Raw genomic sequence first — 18,707 nt, forward strand, 5'->3', positions numbered from 1 at the left:
CGTGCCCCGGCCGTCGCCGGGGCACGGACCGTCAGCGCTCCAGGAAGTCGAAGAGCTCCTCCCAGCGACGGGTGATCACGCCGGGGGCGAAACGCCGCACGTTCTGCCGCGCCCTCTCCCCCATCGTGTCGCGGAGATTCTCGTCGGACATCAACCGCACCAGGTGACGTGCGAGTTCGGAGGTGTTGCCGTGCCGGGCCAGCAACCCGTCCTCGCCGTCCGCGACGATCTCCCGCACCCCGGGAGAACAGTCGAACGCGGCACACGGCACCCCGCAGGCCATCGCCTCGAGGAGAACGAGCGGAAAGCCCTCGCCGCGCGAGGACTGCACGAACACCGACGACCGTGCGAGCGCCGCGGTGACATCGTCGGTCCGCCCGGCCCACTCCACCGAGTCGTCGAGCCCGAGCTCCGTGCACTGCTGCCGCAGCACGCCCTCGTGTTCCCCCGCGCCGTAGATGCGCAGGATCCAGCCGGGCTGTCGCGGTGCGGCCTCGGCCCAGACGTCCAGCAGCAGGTCGACGCCCTTCGCGTGGCTGAGCCGGCCGATGCTGGCCACCGCCTTCTCGGTACGGGGCGAGGGGGCGACGGGCGTCAGCGGCAGCGGGTTCGGCATGAAGCCGACGTTGTTGAGGCCCTCCGCCACCCAGCGGTCGGCGTCCTCCTGGGTGAGGACCAGCAGCCGGTCCACGTCCTTGTAGTGACTGCGCACACGCGCGAAGCGCGACGAGCGCCTGGAGGCGTCGAAGGATTCGTGGCTCATGCCGATCACCGGATGCCCGGCGGTGTCCGCGAGCGCCACCCACTCCATCGCCCAGACCTGCGTCACGACGATCACGGCTCCGGAGGCCGCGGCCCGGAACAGCCGGGACAGGCGTTCGGCGGCGGCGCGCATGTCCGCCTCCTGGCGCCGGACGGCCGGATCGATACGGCCGAGCGGAAAGCGGGGCCTGCGCCGGCCCGGGGGCCGCCGCTCGTACAGGGTGAGCGTCTCGAACGGCGGATCCTCTCCGAGATCCATCGCCACCTCGGGCGGGGCGATGCCGATGATCCGCACCCGATGGCCGCGCTCCGCGAGCAGTCGGGCCATCTGGGCCTGCCAGCGGCCCACGCCGCCCAGTTCGTTGACCTCGTTGGCGACGAAGAAGATCTCACGCTGCGTCATCGGGCCTCTCCCGCAGGGCCGAAGAAACGGTCCACGATGCGAGCCGCCGCGTCCCCGCGGTCGTACTCGCCGTACTTGTCCACGAACTCCTTGAGCTGCGCCTCGTACTGGGTGACCACCGCGGGCAGGTCCGACACCGCGGCGAACAGTTCGTCCTCGGTACGCGCCACCGGGCCCGGGGCCTCCTCGAGGAGGTCGAAGTACGTGCCGCGCATGTCCTCGGAGTACTCCTCCCAGTCGTAGGCGTAGAACACGAGCGGCCGACGCAGCAGCGCATAGTCGAACATCACGGAGGAGTAGTCGGTGATCAGGGCGTCGGCGAGCAGCAGGAGCGGGGTGATGTCCGGTTCACCGGTCACATCGATCACCCGGTCCGCCACCGACGGCGGCAGAGCGACCCGGTTCAGGTAGTGGGAACGCACCAGCAGGGTGTACCGGTCGCCGAAGCGCTCGGCGAACCGTTCCACGTCGAAGGGGAATTCGAAGGCCCTGACCGCGCCGTCGGGGCGGGCGCGGAACGTCGGCGCGTACAGCACCACACGGCGGTCCGGGCGGACACCGAGGCGTTCGGCGAGCCGGCGCAGTTCGGCGTCCGGCGCACGATGGTCACGGGCCGCCCGCACAAGGGCGTCGTTGCGGGGATACCCGGTGCGCAGCAGCTTCTCCTCGGGGAGGCGGTAGGCCCGCGCCAGGGTGCGGACATCGTGCTCGCTGCGGACCACGAAGTGGTCGAAGCGGTCCAACGCCTCCTGGTACGAGCGCTGTTCCTGCTCCGACATCACCCGGTGGGCGGGCTCGTCGAACCCCATCCGCTTCAGGGCCGAACCGTGCCACGTCTGGATGTACGTGGTCTCCGGGCGTTTGGCCAACCGAAGCGGGAAGCCCTGGTTGTCGATCCAGAACTCGGCCTGCGCCAGCGCCCTCAGGTAGCGCCAGGACCACCGGCGGACGAGTTCGGCGTCCTCGGGGAAGCCCTCGGGCCTCGCGCCCGAGTACGACCAGATGGCGGTGACGGGCAGCCGGCGACGGCGTAGTTCCTCGTGGATGGCCCGTGGACTGTCGCTGTACTGCCGGCCCAGGTGGCTCTCGAAGACGACGGTGCCCTTGCGTACCGGGAGCAGCCGGAGCATGCGGTGGTACACCTGGACCTTGCGGGCGCCCGAGGCCAGGTCCCTTCTGACGGTGCGGAGCATGCGGTAGGAGCCCTTGATCGTCCTCGCCGCCGGGCCGTGCAGGTTCCGGACCACGACGGCCCGACCGTGCCGGGCCGCGGTGCCGTGCTGGGTGAGCCGGAAGGCGAGATGCCCCTTGGTGGAGACCTGGGGTTCGAGCCGGTCGGCCACGAGCCGGCTCAGCCGGGGCTGCACGGGCACGGACGCGGCGTTCTCCAGGTCGACGCGACCGGCCGTGAGCCGGGTGGTCGTCCTCTTCCCGTCGGCCGTCAGATGCATCCGCACGTCCCACACCTCGTCGACGACGCCGAGCGGCCGGAACCGCGCCGACAGCGGGACGACGGCCTGCCACGTGATCCGGTCGCCCTCGTGACGCACCGTCCGCACCGGGAACCGGAACATCTGCAGACTGCGGCGGCGGGCCCGGAACTCCAACTCGGCGGTGAGAACCGCGTCGGCGGCGACGGTGTGCAGTGGATTGACCATCGCGCCCTCGAGCACCACCAGGTCCCCGCGCACGGCGTAACCGGTGAGCAGATTGCGCAGGAACATCCCCTCCAGTGATCTGCCGTGGTGGCCGAGGCCCGTGACGTCCATGACCGCACGCGACTTCGGGTCGTCCAGGTACTGGTCGCACCAGTAGACACGGCCCTCGCGCTGGACGAGCGGAGCGGAGATCTTGTTCCGGTTGATCAGCGTGTCGACGGCCGGCATCAGGTTGTCCCAGTCCTCCCGCATCAGCAGGTGGGCGCAGATCGCGTGCACCCGGTCCAGCTCGGCGTACGCCTCCTGGGGGAAGTCCTGGACGTAGCCACGGGCCAGTTCCGCGAAGCGGTGCCGGTAGTCGTCGTCGAGGAAGGGCAGTTCGCGCAGGTAGAGGACGAGGTCGTGCTTGAGGAACTTGATGTCCTTGTGCAGCTTGAGCCCGTCGAGTCCGCGCCGGTCCAGCACGGCGTCGATACGGCGGTGGATCTCCAGCCGGTCCGTGAAGTTGTTGATCTCGTGGCGCCGGTTGCTGATCGACTTGGTGGTGGACTTCTCCGCCACGTGCCAGAAGTAGACGGTGTTGGGGATCAGCGTGATCCGTCCGGCCGCGAGATAGGCCTGTGCGGAGAACAGCAGGTCCTCGTAGTGGATGCCGCGCGGGAAGGTGAGCCCGTTCTCGACGAGGAACTCGCGCCGGTAGCACTTGTTGGTCGACAGGGTGTCGAAGACGAACAGGTCCGGCAGCTCGGCGATCGACTCGACGGTCCGTGTGGACCGGTACAGCCACGGGTACCAGGGGACCCTCTTGTCGTGCCTGCTGTCGGTGTGCACCCGGACGCACTGTCCGGAGACCAGATCGGCACCGGTGCGGTCGGCCGCTTCGAGCATGTTGCGGCATGCATTGGGTTCGAGGGTGTCGTCGCTGTCCAGGAACATCACATAGCGCCCGCGCGCCACGGCGAGGCCCTGGTTGCGGGGCTCTCCGCAGCCGCCGCTGTTCTCCGCCAGCCGGATCGCCCGCACGCGGCCGGGGTGGCCGAGGGCGAGTTGCTGTGCGACACCGTAGGAGCCGTCGGTCGAGCAGTCGTCGACGACGACCACTTCGACGTTGCGCAGTGTCTGGTCGAGTACGGAGCGCACTGCTGCCGGGAGGCGCCGGGCATCGTTGTACACGATGACGACGACGCTGATGTCCGGCACCGCGGCGCCTGCCTCGGGGGTATCGATCGACACGGCCACCTCTCGTCTCGGATTCGGCTCTCCGGACGGCGGACCCGTCACCGCCGCGGATCGGCGGCGTTCCGCGAGGGCATCCCGCGGACAGGGTGCGTCCGGGTTCGGCACGGGCCGGCGGCCCCGCTCCGTGCAGGGTCACCGGGTTGCGACTCACCGCGACCGGGCGGTGCCCCACCTCCCTTCTTCCACGCTACGTGAGGACGCGGCCACGGAGGCCCCGCGGCGCCGCCGCCCGGTGCCGAGGCCGTGCCGCAGCGGCGCTGCGGACGGCCTGGGCGACGGTGTGCCGGACATCAGCGGGCCCGGTGGCCGCAGGCGCACCGCGCCACGGCGACCGCCTCCCGCGACGGCGCCTCTGAGACCCTTGGTGCCGCGGCGTCCTCCACGGCGGCCGGCGTGATCTCCCGTGCCGCCTCCGGCAGCGGCGGTGGGACAGCCCGGCCCCGGAGCCCGGCGGCACCGTCCGCGACAGGTCGGCCGACGGCACACACGGCAACCACCTACGTACGGTCGGTCACGCCGAAGGCCCGGTGGGCGCGGGTGACCGGCCCGTCCCGGTTCTCGGCGGCGGGCGGCAGCCCTTCCGTGCCGGGCATCCCGCGCTCCCACCGGGTCGGGGCCGTGCCCTTGGCCCGACGGCGGGTCGGCGAGGAACGCGGCACCGCGAACGGCGCGCTGTCCGGTGAGGTGGGTCATCGTGCGGTCCTGAAGGGAGGGGGACTGCATTGTCTTCCCCGTGCTCCGCCCGTGTACCTCCCGCACGGCCGAGCGGACCAAGCCCTTCACCTGATCGCCGGACCGGGTCGGTGGCCGCCCGTCCCGATCGGCCGAGCGGCCGCCGGATTCCCCTAGGGTCGGGAGCCGCTCTCGGCGCCCGCCCGCAGAGCCTGGTGGAACCCGGTGTTCACCGCGAGCAGACCGCCGTCGACGTGCAGCGCCGTCCCCGTGATCCACGCGGCGTCCCGCGAGGCGAGGAACGCGACGGCCGCCGCGATGTCCTCCGGCTCGCCGACCCGGCCCAGCGGGTAGAGCCGGCTCACCGCGTCCAGTTCCGCGTCACGGCCTTCCCACCCGGTGGTGCGGACCGTACCGGGCACCACGACGTTGACCCGGACGCCGCGGGGGGCCGCGTGTCCGGCGAGGGTGCGGGTGAGGGACGCGAGGCCGGCCTTCGCGGCGCTGTAGGCGTGGTTGCCGAAGTCCTGGGCGCCGTTGACCGAGCCGATGTTGACGACGGCACCGCGCCCCGAGGCGACGAGATGCGGGAGCGCCGCGCGGCTGCAGCGGTACGCACCGGTCAGGGTCCGGTCGATGTCGCGCGCCCACACCTCGTCGGACTCGTCCTCGAAGAGCGCTGCGTCGGGGGTGCAGCCGTAGGCGTTGTTGACCAGGACGTCCAGCGTGCCGAAGACCTCGACGGCACGGGCGACCGCCGCCTCCACGTCGGTCCGGTCCGTGACGTCGCACCGGAACGCCTCGGCCCGCGCACCCTGCTCGCGCAGCGCCCCCGCGGTCTTCTCGGCCTCCGCGGCGTCCACGTCGGTGACGAGCACACCGGCGCCCTCCTGTGCGAGGCGCCGGGCGGTCGCGGCGCCGATGCCGCGCGCCGCGCCGGTGATCAGGATGCCGTACCCCTCGAACCGCCCCATGTGCTCCATGTCGCAGACGCTACAGCGCCGATGGCCGAAGAGCGCCGGTCAGGACGGGGTCGCCGGGGTGGACGCGGGCACCCCCAGGAACTCCTCCCAGCCGCCGATCGGGGACTGTCCGGGGTTGAGGGTGCGCAGCTTCCCGAGGACGGCGGGGTCCTGCGCCTCCAGCCACTGCACCAGCTGGCGGAAGGACACGAAGCGCACGTCGTCGTACTGCGCCATCCGCCCGATGGCCTCCTCCACGGCATCCATGTAGATGCCGCCGTTCCAGCGCTCGAAGTGGTTGCCGATGAAGAAGGGCGCGCGGTTGGTGTCGTGTGCGCGCCGGAACCCGGCCAGATACGTGTCACGGGCCTGGACGCGCCAGGCTTCGTACTGCGCGCTGTCGCCCAGAGGGTTACCGGCGGACTGGTTGGCCATCATGTTGTAGTCCATCGACAGGACCTGGAAGGAGTGGCCGGAGAACGGTATGGACTGCAGGGGGAAGTCCCAGATCCGTCCGCCCTGCACCTTCCCTGGCCAGATCTGCAGGCCGCCGGGCGAGCTGGCGTCGTACTTCCAGCCGAGCTCCGCCGCGGTGGGCAGCAGGTTGCCCTGGCCCTCCAGGCACGGCGTGCGACCGCCGATCAGCTCCTTGCGGTAGTCGAAGGGCAGCGGGTCGAGGTCCGTGAAGCCGGTGTTGGTCTTCCACTCGGTGACGAAGCCCGTCGCCTGGTCGATCTCGCTCCTCCACTCGGCCGGCGACCAGTTGCGCACCCCGTCGGCGCCGCAGAAGTGGCCGTTGAAGTGGGTGCCGATCTCGTGCCCCTCCAGCCAGGCCGCGCGCACCTGCTGGAGTGTGGCGTGGATGTGCCGGTCGGCGAGGTAGCCGATGGCGGAGGCGCCGACCGGGTGCCGCGGCGGACGGTAGAGGTCCTTCTTGGACTCGGGCAGCGTGTAGATGCCGCTGAGGAAGAAGGTCATGGAGGCCCCGTGGTCGGACGCGACCTTGCGGAAGCGGGAGAAGAGCTGGTTGCTGAGCTCGCCGGCGCCGTCCCAGGAGAACACCACGAACTGCGGGGGCCGCTGACCGGGCTTCAGCCGTTCCACCGCGGGCTGGTGCGGCTGAGCGCCGGTGTCGGCGGTGGAGCCGTCGCCGATCAGCTTCAGCGGCCGGGCCTCGACGGTGCCCTTGCCACCGGCGGAGCCCCCGCCGCCCTCGGTGCTTCCCCCACCCACCGACCAGCCGCCGGGCGCGCAGGCGGACAGTGCGCCCAGGGCGCCCGCCGTCGCCCCGGCGGTCAGCAGACGCCTGCGTGTGATGCCGTTCATCGTCGTCCCCGTTTCCTCGTCGCGCGGCTCCCGGAGGGAGCCCTCTGCGGTGTGGGTCGACGGGTTCGATGAGCGGGAAGCGGCGGAAAGATCGCAAAGCCGGGGACGTGTTGCCGTCCTGTGACAACCGCAGCGGTTCCATGACGGACCCCGCTGCCGGCGAGCGGACAGCGGGGTCGGGGAGCAGCGGGGTCAGGCGCCGGTACCGGCGCTGAAGACCGTCAGGGTCACCGTGGAGGAGTTGCCCGAGACGGGGACGGGGCCGCCGGACCACTTCACCTTCAGGGAGTCCTTCTCATCGGGCGGGGTGATCAGGATCGCCGCGGGCGTGGCCTTCTGAGCCTCACTGATCTCGGGGTTGGAGAAGGTCAGCCCGGCCCAGGCGCTCTTGCCCGGGGCCAGCGTGATCTTCGTGGGGCTTCCGGTGCTGCGCTTGGGGTCCGGGCCCAGCTGCTTGCCGGAGGCGTCCACGAAGGCGGCACCCGGGTAGCCGTCGACGGTGCATGTGCGCCCGGAGTCGTTGGTGAGGACGAGGGGGAAGTTCTCCTGGCCGGCACCGGGGTTGTTGCGGCCGACCGTGGCCCGCAGTTCGGACGTGTGGCAGCGGGTGCCGGCGGCCCCGCCCTTGTCGCTCGACGGGGAGGCCGCCGTGCCGGGACTGTCCGATGCCGTGGTCGCGGGCTCGGTGCCGGCCGTGCTCGTCGAGCTGCCGTCGGCGCTTGTGTGGGCGCCGGTGGCGGGCTGTGCCGCCCCGGGCAGCTTCTCCGGGGCGCTGGCGCTGCTCGTGGCATGGCCGTCGCCGCAGGCGGTGAGCAGGCCCAGGGCGACGAGCGCGCCTACCGCGGACACCGCACGCCGTGCCGTCAGGAAGGGGGCCGTGCCGTCGCAGGCCTGGTCCGCCGGGGCGCGTCGGAAGGTCACCATGTCTGTCGCTCCTCGAAACTCACCGCACACGCCGGGCGCGTGGGGACGGTGCCGTTTGCCCGTCCTCTCTGTCCGATGCGCTCCGGTGCGGAAAAGTTCGCGTACATTGTCCGGCCTCCGGGCGCGCCGACGGCCACGGCGTGACGGTTGTCACCCGCTCAGCCGTACGGAGTCCAGAATCCGGTCGGTCTCGTCGGTGCCGCCGTCCTGGCGCAGCTGCACGTACACCTGTGAATCACCGGTGCCGCTGCCGGCGACCGGCTTCAGGGCGGCCTCCGTGACGGATCCACCGCCGCCCGCGCAGTCGTTCCAGGTGCGTACGGTCCCCTGCCAGTCGGTGCCCCGGTAGTCACGGCCGCCCTGGTCGTGGCAGTCCGCGTGACGGATCGCGCGCACCTTGGCCGTGAGGTCTCCGTGCTCGCTCAACCCGATGAAGGCGCCGTTCGCGCCGGTACCCAGGTCCTGCCAGCGCGAGAGGTCGTCGGCCACCGCGAGGGCGGGCTCATGCCCGGTCGGCAGGCCCAGTGACGCCGGGTTCCAGCCGGCGTCGCGCAGCTGGCGCCCCCAGGACGCGGGCACGATCGCGTGGACACGCCCGGTGGAGTCCTGGACCTTCACATCCGCCGCCGGATGCGGCCGCAGCAGCACGGTGGTGCCGGCTGCGGCGGCACCCGCGACGGCCAGGGCGGCCAGGGTGAGGACCAGAGCGCTGCGGCGGCGGCCGGGCTGCCCCGGGGCCGCAGCGACGGCCTCCCCTCGGCGACCGGGCCGCTCGGGCGCCGAGGTGACGGACACGTCCGCAAGCCGTTCGAGGGCGTCCGCGAAGGCCTCGGCGGTCGGCCAGCGCCGCTCGCGCTCGGGGTCCATGGCCCGCAGGACCGCCCGCTGGACCTCGGCCGGCAGACCGGGGCTGAGCCGGTCGGGGGGCACCACCCGGCCCGGGCGTGCGGGGACCGTGCCGGTGAGCAGGTGATAACCGAGGGCCCCCAGGCTGTAGACGTCCGCCCGCGCGTCGATGCCGGAGCCGGGTTCCGACTGTTCGGGCGCCGCGTATCCGGCGGAGCCCGCCGCCATGGTGAGTCCCGAGGCCTGGGCGAGGCTCTTGGCCAGCCCGAGATCGGCGAGCAGCAGCCTGGTGGAGCCGTCGGGCGCGGTCCGCAGGAGGACGTTGGAGGGCTTGATGTCCCGGTGCACGATTCCGGCGTCGTGCAGCGCGGCCGCCGAGCGGGCGGCCAGGGCCGTCAGGCGCAGGGCCTCCGCCACCGGGAGGGGACTGCCGGTGATCCGGTCGGCGAGCGTGCCGCCGTCGGCGTACTCCATGACGAAATAGGGTCTGCCGTCGGGGAGCTCGCCGATGTCGTAGACCTGCACCACCCTGCTGGAGTGGGCCCGGCGCAGCAGGCGCGCCTCGGACAGGAACCGCTCCCGGACATCCAGCCGGTGGGCCCAGTTCTCGGCAAGCACCTTCACGGCGACGGGCGCCTCGAGCACGTCGTCGTGGGCAAGCCAGACGACGCCGAACGCGCCGCTGCCCAGGCGTCGTTCCAAGCGGTAGCGGTCGATCCGCTCCAGGGACTGCATAGGACTATCATGCCTGGTCGGATATCCACATCGAGGGGAGCTCCCAGTGAGGGACGCCGCAGACCCCGAAGAGCTGGCTCGGCGCGCGGCCGCGGGCGACACGGCTGCCCTGGACGCGCTGCTCCATCACATCCAGCCGGAGGTCGTACGGCGCTGCGCGCGCTTCCTGCCGTGCCGGGAGGACGCCGAGGAGGCGGCACAGGACGTGCTGCTGCAGGTGGCCCGGAAGATCGACACGTTCCAGGGCCGCAGCCGCTTCGGCACCTGGCTGTACACGGTCGTCGCCAACTGTTCCCGGCAGAAGTACCGGGAGCTGAAGCGACGGGCCGCCGAGCAGCCCGGACCCATCGACGCCGCACAGCATGTGGATCCACGGACCACCAGTGTGATCGCGGGATCCCGCGTCGATCTGCTGGAGGCCCTGGAGCGACTGGAGCGCGAGCATCCGCACCTGGTGGCGCCGCTGGTCTACCGGGACATCTGCCAGCTGGAGTACGCGGAGGTCGCCGAACGCGTCGGTGTCCCGCTGGGCACCTTGAAGTCCCGCCTTCACGAGGCGCGCCGGCAGGTCAGGCCCTGGCTGGCCGGTTCCCTCTGAGCGCGCCCGTCGTCCTCCGCCGGGGCGGTACCGTCGTCGCGTACCGCCCCGGCGTGTGCCCCAAGAGAGTCAGTGGCCCTTGACGGGGTGCGGCCGGTAGGACTCCTCCAGCGACTGGACGTCCTTGTCGGTGAGCTCCACGTCCAGTGCGGCGACCGCGTCGTCGATGTGCTGCGGCTTGGTGACCCCGACGATCGGCGCGGCGACGGTGTTCTGCCGCAGCAGCCAGGCCAGCGCGACCTGCGCCCGGGGGACGCCCCGCTGGGCCGCGACCGCCGACACCGCCTCGACGACGGCCCGGTCACCTTCCTGGTAGAGCCCCTTGCCGAACTCGTCGGTGCGACTGCGCTCCGTGGTCTCGTCCCAGTCCCGGGTGAGCCGTCCGCGGGCCAGCGGGCTCCAGGGCAGGGTGCCGACTTCCTGGTCCGCGCACAGCGGCAGCATCTCGCGCTCCTCCTCGCGGTAGAGGAGGTTGTAGTGGTTCTGCATCGACACGAACCGGGTCCAGCCGTTCAGGCGGGCCGTGTACTGGGCCTTGGAGAACTGCCAGGCGTACATCGAGCTCGCGCCGATGTACCGGGCCTTCCCGGCCTTCACCACGTCGTGCAGGGCCTCCATCGTCTCCTCGATCGGGGTGACGTGGTCGAAGCGGTGGATCTGGTAGAGGTCGACGTAGTCGGTGCCGAGGCGGCGCAGACTGTGGTCGATCTCCGTCATGATCGCCTTGCGGGAGAGGCCGCCGCCGTTGGGTCCGGGGCGCATCCGGCCGTGCACCTTCGTCGCCAGCACGATCTCGTCACGTCGCGCGTGCTCGGCCAGTGCCCGGCCGACGATCTCCTCGCTGGTGCCGTCGGAGTAGACGTTCGCGGTGTCGAAGAAGTTGATGCCCGCGTCGAGCGCCCGGCGGATCAGGGGGCGGGACGCCTCCTCGTCGAGACTCCAGCGGTGAGTGCCTCGGTCGGGGATGCCGAAACTCATACAGCCCAGGCAGATCCGGGACACATCGAGGCCCGTGGCGCCGAGCTTCACGTACTCCATGCACTCCTGCTTTCCCTCGGGGCGGGGCAGGGCGCCCGGGAACCACGAGTCCGGACGGCCTCGTGCGGTGGCGCCGCAGCCCACGACGACGTGATGCCTGCCCATCCTGAGTGCGGCCAAGCACGGGCGCGTCCTCAGCGGTATCCCGTGGCGTCCGCCGTGTGGCCCTTGTCCTGGACCTCGACGAGATAGCGCCAGGCGTCGGGGCGGCTGCCGTCGCGGTCCGTGAAGCCGTATTCCTGTGCGAGCTGCCCGCTGGACAGCGAGGTCCCGTTCCAGCGGAAGACCTGCGGGTCCGCGGCGAGCGCGGCGACCGCCCGGCCGACGTAGTACGGGCTCTCGGAGATGCAGAAGTGGGGCTCGCGCTCCAGGGCATCGCGCCAGTTCTGCTCGGTCACCCCGAACGTCTCGAGCATCAGCTCCGAGCGCAGCCAGCCGGGGGTGAGGGCGACCGCGGTGGCCCCGCGCGACCCCAGCTCGTGGCCGAGGGCGAACGCCATCCGCAGCACGGACGCCTTGGCCAGGTCGTAGAAGAAGGACACCCGATAGGTGTCGCGGTTGTACTCGGCCGTTCCGTCGGTCATCTCCACGACCAGGCCGCCGGGGTGCCGCAGCAGCAGGGGCAGCGCGTGGTGGTTGGTGATCGCGTGCGTCTCGACGGCGAGCCGCAGCAGACGAAGCCCCTTGTCGAGGTCGTGCTCCCACACCGGGCGGTCCCAGTCGAAGAGCTTCTCGCCGCCCCAGATGTCGTTGACGAGAATGTCCAGGCGGCCCTGCTCGCGCTCGACACGGTCCACGAGCGCGCGCACCTCGGCGGGGACAAGGTGGTCGGTGGGGACCGCGACGCCGTGCCCGCCCGCCGCGGTCACCAGCTCGGCGGTGTCCTCGATCGTCTCGGGCCGGTCGTACTCCGAGCGCCGCTCGCGGGTGCTGCGCCCGGTCACGTACACCGTGGCGCCCGCCGCGCCCAGTTCGACGGCGATCCCCCGCCCCGCCCCTCGTGTCGCCCCCGCGACCAGTGCGACCCTGCCTGTCAGCGGTCCCGGCATGTCCGACCTCCGCGCTCGTTCGTAGAACCGTCTCGCCGAGGATGGCGCGGAAGCCGGACATCTTCTGTCGCCTATTGCGGGCGCCTGCCGGGATCAGTGGCCGCGCGCGATCCACTCCTCGAGGTGGGGCGCCTCGGCCCCGATGGTCGTCGACTCGCCGTGGCCCGTGCGGACCACCGTCTCGGGCGGGAGGGTCAGCAGCCGGTCCCGGATCGAGTCGATGATCGTCGGGAAGTGCGAGTACGAGCGTCCGGTCGCCCCGGGGCCGCCCTGGAAGAGGGTGTCGCCGGTGAAGACGGTGCCGAGGCCCGGGTCGTACAGGCAGACGGCACCGGGCGCGTGGCCGGGGGTGTGCAGCACCGTCAGATCGGCACCGGCCGCCTCGACGACCTGGCCGTCGGCCAGCCAGTGGTCCGGGAGGCGGTCGGGGTGCGTCATCTTCCACAGCGGCAGGTCGTCGGGGTGCAGCCAGATCGTCGCTCCGGTCCGCTCGGCGAGCGCGGGCGCGGCGTCGATGTGGTCGTTGTGGGCGTGGGTGCACACGATGGCCCGCAGTCGCCGGTCACCGACGGCGGCGGCGATCGCGTCGGCGTCGTGGGCGGCGTCGATCACAACGGCCTCCTGGTCGTCGCCGACGATCCACACGTTGTTGTCGACCTCCCAGGTGCCGCCGTCCAGGGAGAAGGTGCCGGAGGTGACCAGTCGGTCGACGCGTGCGCTCATCACAGCACCACCACCGAGCGCAGGACGTCTCCGTGATGCATCCGCTCGAAGGCCTTCTCGACCTCGTCGAGCGCGATGGTCTCGGTCACGAACTTCTCCAGCGGCAGGCGCCCCTGCAGATGCAGGTCGATGAGCATGGGGAAGTCGCGGGAGGGCAGGCAGTCGCCGTACCAGGAGGACTTCAGGGCCCCGCCGCGCCCGAACACGTCCAGCAGCGGCAGCTCCAGCTTCATCTCGGGGGTGGGCACGCCGACCAGGACGACGGTGCCGGCCAGGTCGCGGGCGTAGAAGGCCTGCCGGTAGGTCTCGGGGCGGCCCACGGCGTCGACGACGACGTCGGCCCCGAAGCCGCCGGTCAGATCCCGTACCGCCTCGACGGGGTCGGTCTCCCGGGAGTTGACGGTGTGGGTGGCGCCCAGTTCCCTCGCGGTGCCGAGCTTGCGGTCGTCGATGTCCACCGCGATGATCTTCGACGCGCCCGCCAGGCGCGCCCCTGCGATCGCCGCGCCGCCGACCCCGCCGCAGCCGATGACCGCGACCGTGTCGCCCCGGCCGACGCCTCCGGTGTTGATGGCGGCGCCGAGGCCGGCCATCACGCCGCAGCCCAGCAGCCCGGCCACGGCCGGGGAGACGGACGGGTCGACCTTGGTGCACTGCCCGGCGGCCACCAGCGTCTTGTCCGCGAAGGCGCCGATACCGAGGGCCGGGGAGAGCTCCTGACCGGTCGCGGCGAGCGTCATCTTCTGCTTGGCGTTGTGGGTGTCGAAGCAGTACCAGGGGCGGCCGCGCCGGCAGGCGCGGCACTTGCCGCACACCGCCCGCCAGTTGAGGATCACGAAGTCGCCGGGGGCGACGTCCTCGACGCCCTCGCCGACCGACTCGACGACGCCGGCCGCCTCATGGCCGAGCAGGAACGGGAACTCGTCGGTGATACCGCCCTGCTTGTAGTGCAGGTCGGTGTGGCACACGCCGCAGGCCTGGATGCGCACCACCGCCTCACCCGGCCCCGGGTCCGGTACGACGATCGTCTCGATCCGGACCGGCTCGTCCTTGCCAGGAGCGATCACGCCGCGTACTTCCTGCGCCATGCTGCTGCCGCCTTCCGTCGGTGCTGCGGGCGCCGCACGCGCCCGGCGCGGGCCACAGCGGCCCACACTCGTGATCCTCGCGCGGTGGGCATGTGTTGCGCACGCATTCCGCGCGGAACATCTCGGATCACCCTCGCGACGGGGCATGTCCGACCGGCCTTCGGGTGACACCCCGACACCTGTGAGCGGGCCCCGGACCCTTGCGGCGACCGCCGCCGTGGTGCAACAGCTCCGCGGTCGGCTCGACAGGGGCCGAGTGATTCGAGTCGCCGGTCCGGCTCGGTGGCCGGGCCCGACTCCCTGATCGGGCCGGCGCGGTGCGTCACCACTCGCCGCCCGTGCCCGGCGAGAGCGCCGGACAACGGGTCACTGCGCAGGGCCGTCACTCGTCCGCGGTCCACCCCGGAACAGTCGGGAGTACCGTCTCGGCGACACGGAGGAGCACCGCGTCGTCCGGTACCAGGCCGTCCGTGCGCCACAGGGTGACGTCGAAGGAGCCGCCGCTGTCCTTTGCGTCCCGGGCCACGGTGAGGGCGCGGGCCGGTACCCCCGGGCCGCTGTGGCTGTCGCCGCCGTCGAGGCGGAAACCGATGCTGATGGTGCGGTCCTCGTACAGGACCGCCGGGCGGCCCAGAACGGTCCGCTTCCCCGTGCCGTCCCCGAGAAGTGCGGCGGACTCGGACACCGGAAGACGGTCGTAGCTCTCCGACAGCGACACGGTGTACGTGGTGAACTCGACCCGGGCCGAGGGGTTGGGGATCTCCTCGCCGCCGGTGAGCTTGACGGAGCCGCCGCCGCCACTGGCGCTCTTCGCGGTCTCCTGCGGGGTGCCCAGCAGCCGGGCGAGGTCGGGACGGTTCAGTGCCTCGCACAGCTGCGCCCCTGAGACGACGTCAGGTCCCTTGCCGGGCTTCCCCGACACCGTCTCGGCCTCCCCGCCCAGACACCTCGCCGGCGACTGACCGCTCTGCGAGGACGACGGCTTCGCGAACGCCCACAGACCGACGACGAGTGCGCCGACCAGCACCACGGCCGTGATGGCCTGCCCCCACGGGCCCGCACCCTTCTCGGGCACGCCGTTGTCGTCTGCCATGTCCCCCACCTGCTGTGATCCCCGGTTCGCGCTCCGGCACCCTAACCCGTGTTCACCGGAGGGACCACGCAGTTCCCGTCCCGTTCTCCTGCACCCCTGGGCCGTCGTGCTGCGGGGAAATGACCGGCTCCGACTCGGCCGGAGGCCCGAAAGGCGCAGCGGCCCCTCCGAGTCCCCGGCAGAGAGTCCTGGACGCGCGGCGTCCGGAGCGAGGCCGGCGGACGGCCTCGTCCGCCGCCGCGCGTCCCTTGCCGTCAGATCGGGTGTCCCCTGCGGCGGCCGTTCGTCTCGGGCGCGAGCTCACGGGCGGCCGGTACGGACACCATCGACTCGGGGTCCAGGGCGGTGATGTCGGTCGGCCGCGTGGCGTACGCGTCGGCGCTGCACAGGAGTTCGGTGACGCGCAGGGCAGTGGGGGAACGCGGGCTGCCCACGCCCGCGCGTATGGCGGCTCCGCTCGGGTCCTGCGCCCACTGATCGGCGCACTCGGTGCGGTCACCTCCGTCCTGGCAGCCTCGCCCTTACCAACCGCCCCACGGGCGAGCCCACTCGGCAACCGGACAGGAAGCCTCCTTCGCACCCCGCCGACACATGTCACCACATGAGCCGTGCCGCCACCGACGGGTCCGGCAGGAGTGGGAGGAAAATGGCTGGACCAGGAAATGCACCCCGGGCGAGGGGGCGTTGCGCGGGACCCCGCCGACGGCACCTGTCCCCCCTTCTAGGATGCGGACCGCGTAGACCTCCGCTCTGCCCTCACCACCCCTGCCGGGCGTGGCCCATGGGCCGGAGTGGACCAGCCCCTACTCTGCAAGGACCGCCGTGAGCATCGTTGTGACGGAAGCCGAACCGGGACCGGTGCCGCCCGCCTGGCGGCTGCTCCTCGGATATGTACGGCCGCATCGGTGGTCCCTGCTCGCGGGCGCGGTGCTGGCGCTCGCCACCGGCGCCACCGGGCTGCTCCTGCCGCTGGTCGCTCGCGGTCTGATCGACGACCTCGCGCACGACCGGTCCATCACCCCGGCGCTGCTCGGCATGTCGGGCCTGGTGGTCGCCAACGCGGCGGTGGGCGCCCTGGGTTCCTACGTGCTGCGGCGTACCGCCGAATCGGTCGTGCTGGGTGCCCGGCGCGCTCTGTCGTCGTATCTGCTGCGGCTGCGGATCTCCGTCGTGGACCGTACGGAGCCCGGCGATCTGATGGCCCGCATCACCTCCGACACCACGCTGCTGCGCGAGGTCACCACGGACTCACTGGTCGGGCTCGGCACCGGCGGGCTCACACTGGTCGCGACGGTGGTGATGATGGGACTGGTCGACGCGGTGCTGCTCGGAGTCACGCTCGGGGTGATCCTGGCCGCGGGCCTGGTGCTCGGGCTCATCGTGCCGCGCATCAACCGGGCGAGCCGGCAGGCGCAGGACGCGGTGGGCGCCATGGGCGCCTCGCTGGAGCGGGTCCTCGGCGCGCTGCGCACGGTCAAGGCGTCCGGCGCGGAGCACCGCGAGGAGGAGGCCGTCCACACGGCGGCCGAGGAGTCGTGGCGGCAGAGCGTGCGGGCCGCCAAGTGGGCGGCGGCCGCGGGCAACACGGCGGGTCTCGCGATGCAGATCGCCTTCATCACCGTACTGGCCGTGGGCGGCGCACGGGTGGCGACCGGCGCCGTCGACGTCGGCACCCTGGTCGCGTTCCTGCTCTACGTCTTCTATCTGATGTCGCCCATCCAGCAGGTCGTCGGCGCGGTCACCCAGTACCAGACGGGTGCCGCCGCACTCGCCCGGATCCAGGAGGCGCTGCGGCTGCCCGCCGAACCACCCGCGAAGCATGCGGAGTTGCCGGCCCCGGGCGCACAGCCCGCCACGCTCTCCTTCCAGGACGTGCGCTTCCGGTATGCCGAGGACCTGCCCCATGTGCACCACGGCGTGACCTTCACGGTGCCGGCCCGGGGCATGACCGCGTTCGTCGGCCCGTCCGGGGCGGGCAAGACGACCGTGTTCTCCCTGATCGAGCGGTTCTACGATCCCGAGTCGGGCTCGATCTCGCTGGACGGACGGGACATCGCCGAGTGGGAGCTGCCCCGGCTCCGAGCGGCCATCGGTTACGTCGAGCAGGACGCTCCGGTGCTGTCCGGCTCCCTGCGCGACAATCTCCTCCTCGGCAGTCCCGAAGCCGACGACGCCGAGGTGCAGCGGGTACTCAAGACGACGCGGCTCGACGGACTGATCGAGCGGCTCCCCCGCGGTCTCGACACCCTGGTCGGGCATCGTGGGACCAAGCTCTCCGGCGGCGAGCGCCAGCGTGTCGCGATCGGGCGGGCGTTGCTGCGCCGTCCCCGGCTGCTGCTGCTCGACGAGGCGACCTCACAGCTGGACGCCGTCAACGAGGCGGCTCTGCGGGACACGGTCGCCGATGTCGCGCGCTCCACGACGGTCCTGGTGGTCGCGCACCGGCTGTCCACGGTGACCACGGCCGACCGGATCGTGGTCATGGACGCGGGCCGGGTCCGCGCGGTGGGCACCCATCGCGAACTGATCGCCGCGGACCCGCTGTATGCCGAACTGGCCGCGACGCAGTTCCTCGCCACGGCCGACTGACACCGGGATCCGGGTCAGGATTCGGGGCCAGCGGCCTCGAGGACCTCCTGGCCCGTCTCGTCGTCGACGGCATAGGCGAGGAAGTCGTCGACCATGCGGTGGAAGAGGGTGGCCAGCTGGCGGAGTTCCTCCGGTGACCAGGCGCCCAGCGCCGCCTGCATGCCGCGGACCCCGGCGTCGCGGATCCGGTGGATGGCCTCACGGCCGAGGACGGTGAGTTCGATACGCTGGGCGCGGCCGTCGTCCGGGTCCGGTACGCGGGAGACGTATCCCGACTTCTGCAGCTGGTGCACCTGCCGGGTCACATGGGACGCCTCGACCCCCAGCCGGTTGGCCAGCTCCCCCGGGCGCAGCGGTTCGGAGTCGGCGATCTGCCGCAGCAGGGCCACCGCGGCGCGGTCCAGCGGCACACCCGCCAGGGCCATCAGGCGATCGTGCTGCCGCGCGCGCGTGCTCAGATATGTGATGCGGGTGAGCGCTCGCTCGATGTCGATCACTTCCGGCGATGCGGGGGCGGAGGGGGGCTGCGGGTTGGGCATACCGCCCAGTTTACCATATCGTTGCCTGACTCAAGTAACTACCTGTCTGGGAACGGATGCGGGCCGGGCTAGCCCGGCTTCCCGGGGCGTGCCGCTCGGTGACGCCTGCCGGGTGCGCAGGGCGGCGATGCCGATGAAGACCATGGAGGACACACCCCTCAGCGCGAAGGCGGTGAAGCCCCGGTCGCCGTGACGTCCGGCGAGCAGCCGGCCCCCGAGCCACGGCCCGAAGACGGCGCCGAGGCGGCCCGGGCCGGATGTCCGGCCGACCGCGGTGGCACGGCTGTCGGGGGCGGCGCGGAGGGAGACCGTCGCGTAGATCGTCGTCTGGGCGCTGTGCAGGAACACACCGGTGAGGAACACGATCAGGAAGGTCACGCCGCGCGGCGTGTGGACGCTGAGCAGGAAGACGCCGACGGCGGCCGGGGCGAACCCGCCCCGTCGCGGGGGACCGCGACGCCGC

General features: G+C 72.0%; 16 protein-coding genes. 2 read left to right on the forward strand and 14 right to left on the reverse strand.

The genetic code is table 11. The features are described 5' to 3' along the window. Nucleotides 1–31 precede the first annotated feature (31 nt). The 6 genes from ACSHXN_RS05495 to ACSHXN_RS05520 all read right to left on the reverse strand — a co-directional run bounded on the left by ACSHXN_RS05495 (nucleotide 32) and on the right by ACSHXN_RS05520 (nucleotide 9,527). On the reverse strand, nucleotides 32–1,165 hold the full coding sequence (locus ACSHXN_RS05495; protein ID WP_355140924.1) for a glycosyltransferase family 4 protein: 1,134 nt from the start codon (nucleotides 1,163–1,165) through the stop codon (nucleotides 32–34). Beyond that, nucleotides 1,162–4,062: a bifunctional glycosyltransferase/CDP-glycerol:glycerophosphate glycerophosphotransferase gene (locus ACSHXN_RS05500; RefSeq protein ID WP_438302745.1), complete on the reverse strand. Its 2,901-nt coding sequence runs from the start codon at nucleotides 4,060–4,062 to the stop codon at nucleotides 1,162–1,164. Before ACSHXN_RS05500 ends, ACSHXN_RS05495 begins: the two co-directional genes overlap by 4 nt. Nucleotides 4,063–4,907: 845 nt before the next feature. After that, nucleotides 4,908–5,717 carry an SDR family NAD(P)-dependent oxidoreductase gene (locus ACSHXN_RS05505; protein WP_355140928.1) on the reverse strand — a complete coding sequence of 270 codons (810 nt, stop codon included), beginning with the start codon at nucleotides 5,715–5,717 and terminating at the stop codon, nucleotides 4,908–4,910. 39 nt (nucleotides 5,718–5,756) lie between these two features. Beyond that, a complete protein-coding gene (locus tag ACSHXN_RS05510; RefSeq protein WP_359457368.1) occupies nucleotides 5,757–7,022 on the reverse strand; it encodes a hypothetical protein in 1,266 nt (421 codons plus the stop codon). A 192-nt stretch (nucleotides 7,023–7,214) separates the two neighbouring features. Continuing rightward, nucleotides 7,215–7,946 (reverse strand): DUF4232 domain-containing protein, encoded by a 732-nt coding sequence (locus tag ACSHXN_RS05515; protein WP_438302746.1) that lies wholly within the window; start codon nucleotides 7,944–7,946, stop codon nucleotides 7,215–7,217. A gap of 150 nt (nucleotides 7,947–8,096) precedes the next feature. Then, nucleotides 8,097–9,527, reverse strand: coding sequence for a serine/threonine-protein kinase (locus ACSHXN_RS05520; protein ID WP_438302747.1), 1,431 nt, complete (start codon nucleotides 9,525–9,527; stop codon nucleotides 8,097–8,099). Between the two features lie 46 nt (nucleotides 9,528–9,573). On the opposite strand from ACSHXN_RS05520, the gene ACSHXN_RS05525 reads away from it, so the two are divergent. Next, a complete protein-coding gene (locus tag ACSHXN_RS05525) occupies nucleotides 9,574–10,125 on the forward strand; it encodes an RNA polymerase sigma factor (RefSeq protein WP_355140936.1) in 552 nt (183 codons plus the stop codon). A 69-nt stretch (nucleotides 10,126–10,194) separates the two neighbouring features. Here ACSHXN_RS05525 and ACSHXN_RS05530 read toward each other — a convergent pair whose 3' ends face one another. From ACSHXN_RS05530 to ACSHXN_RS05555, 6 genes are all read right to left on the reverse strand, one after another. Then, nucleotides 10,195–11,163 carry an aldo/keto reductase gene (locus tag ACSHXN_RS05530; RefSeq protein ID WP_355140965.1) on the reverse strand — a complete coding sequence of 323 codons (969 nt, stop codon included), beginning with the start codon at nucleotides 11,161–11,163 and terminating at the stop codon, nucleotides 10,195–10,197. A 134-nt stretch (nucleotides 11,164–11,297) separates the two neighbouring features. Beyond that, nucleotides 11,298–12,212 carry an SDR family oxidoreductase gene (locus ACSHXN_RS05535; protein ID WP_359457373.1) on the reverse strand — a complete coding sequence of 305 codons (915 nt, stop codon included), beginning with the start codon at nucleotides 12,210–12,212 and terminating at the stop codon, nucleotides 11,298–11,300. 93 nt (nucleotides 12,213–12,305) lie between these two features. Further along, on the reverse strand, nucleotides 12,306–12,935 hold the full coding sequence (locus ACSHXN_RS05540; RefSeq protein WP_438302748.1) for an MBL fold metallo-hydrolase: 630 nt from the start codon (nucleotides 12,933–12,935) through the stop codon (nucleotides 12,306–12,308). Beyond that, nucleotides 12,935–14,023 (reverse strand): S-(hydroxymethyl)mycothiol dehydrogenase, encoded by a 1,089-nt coding sequence (locus ACSHXN_RS05545; protein ID WP_355140943.1) that lies wholly within the window; start codon nucleotides 14,021–14,023, stop codon nucleotides 12,935–12,937. The genes ACSHXN_RS05540 and ACSHXN_RS05545 overlap by 1 nt, the downstream gene beginning before the upstream one ends. Before the next feature lie 382 nt (nucleotides 14,024–14,405). Further along, nucleotides 14,406–15,116 carry a DUF6215 domain-containing protein gene (locus ACSHXN_RS05550; protein WP_438302749.1) on the reverse strand — a complete coding sequence of 237 codons (711 nt, stop codon included), beginning with the start codon at nucleotides 15,114–15,116 and terminating at the stop codon, nucleotides 14,406–14,408. A gap of 254 nt (nucleotides 15,117–15,370) precedes the next feature. Further along, nucleotides 15,371–15,550, reverse strand: a complete 180-nt coding sequence (locus tag ACSHXN_RS05555) for a hypothetical protein (RefSeq protein WP_355140947.1) — start codon at nucleotides 15,548–15,550, stop codon at nucleotides 15,371–15,373. A 394-nt stretch (nucleotides 15,551–15,944) separates the two neighbouring features. Between ACSHXN_RS05555 and ACSHXN_RS05560 the strand changes: the two genes are divergently transcribed. Next, nucleotides 15,945–17,705 (forward strand): ABC transporter ATP-binding protein, encoded by a 1,761-nt coding sequence (locus ACSHXN_RS05560; RefSeq protein ID WP_438306433.1) that lies wholly within the window; start codon nucleotides 15,945–15,947, stop codon nucleotides 17,703–17,705. Nucleotides 17,706–17,719: 14 nt separating this feature from the next. Here the strand turns inward: ACSHXN_RS05560 and ACSHXN_RS05565 are convergent, their stop codons facing one another. Together ACSHXN_RS05565 and ACSHXN_RS05570 are read right to left on the reverse strand one after the other, a co-directional pair. Further along, the gene (locus tag ACSHXN_RS05565) at nucleotides 17,720–18,244 is read right to left on the reverse strand and encodes a MarR family winged helix-turn-helix transcriptional regulator (protein ID WP_355140949.1); all 525 of its coding nucleotides are present in this window, start codon (nucleotides 18,242–18,244) and stop codon (nucleotides 17,720–17,722) included. A gap of 30 nt (nucleotides 18,245–18,274) precedes the next feature. After that, nucleotides 18,275–18,622 (reverse strand): hypothetical protein, encoded by a 348-nt coding sequence (locus ACSHXN_RS05570; protein ID WP_438302750.1) that lies wholly within the window; start codon nucleotides 18,620–18,622, stop codon nucleotides 18,275–18,277. Nucleotides 18,623–18,707 lie beyond the last annotated feature (85 nt).

It is taken from the genome of Streptomyces sp. HUAS TT11 (assembly GCF_051553595.1).
Taxonomy (GTDB): Bacteria; Actinomycetota; Actinomycetes; order Streptomycetales; family Streptomycetaceae; genus Streptomyces.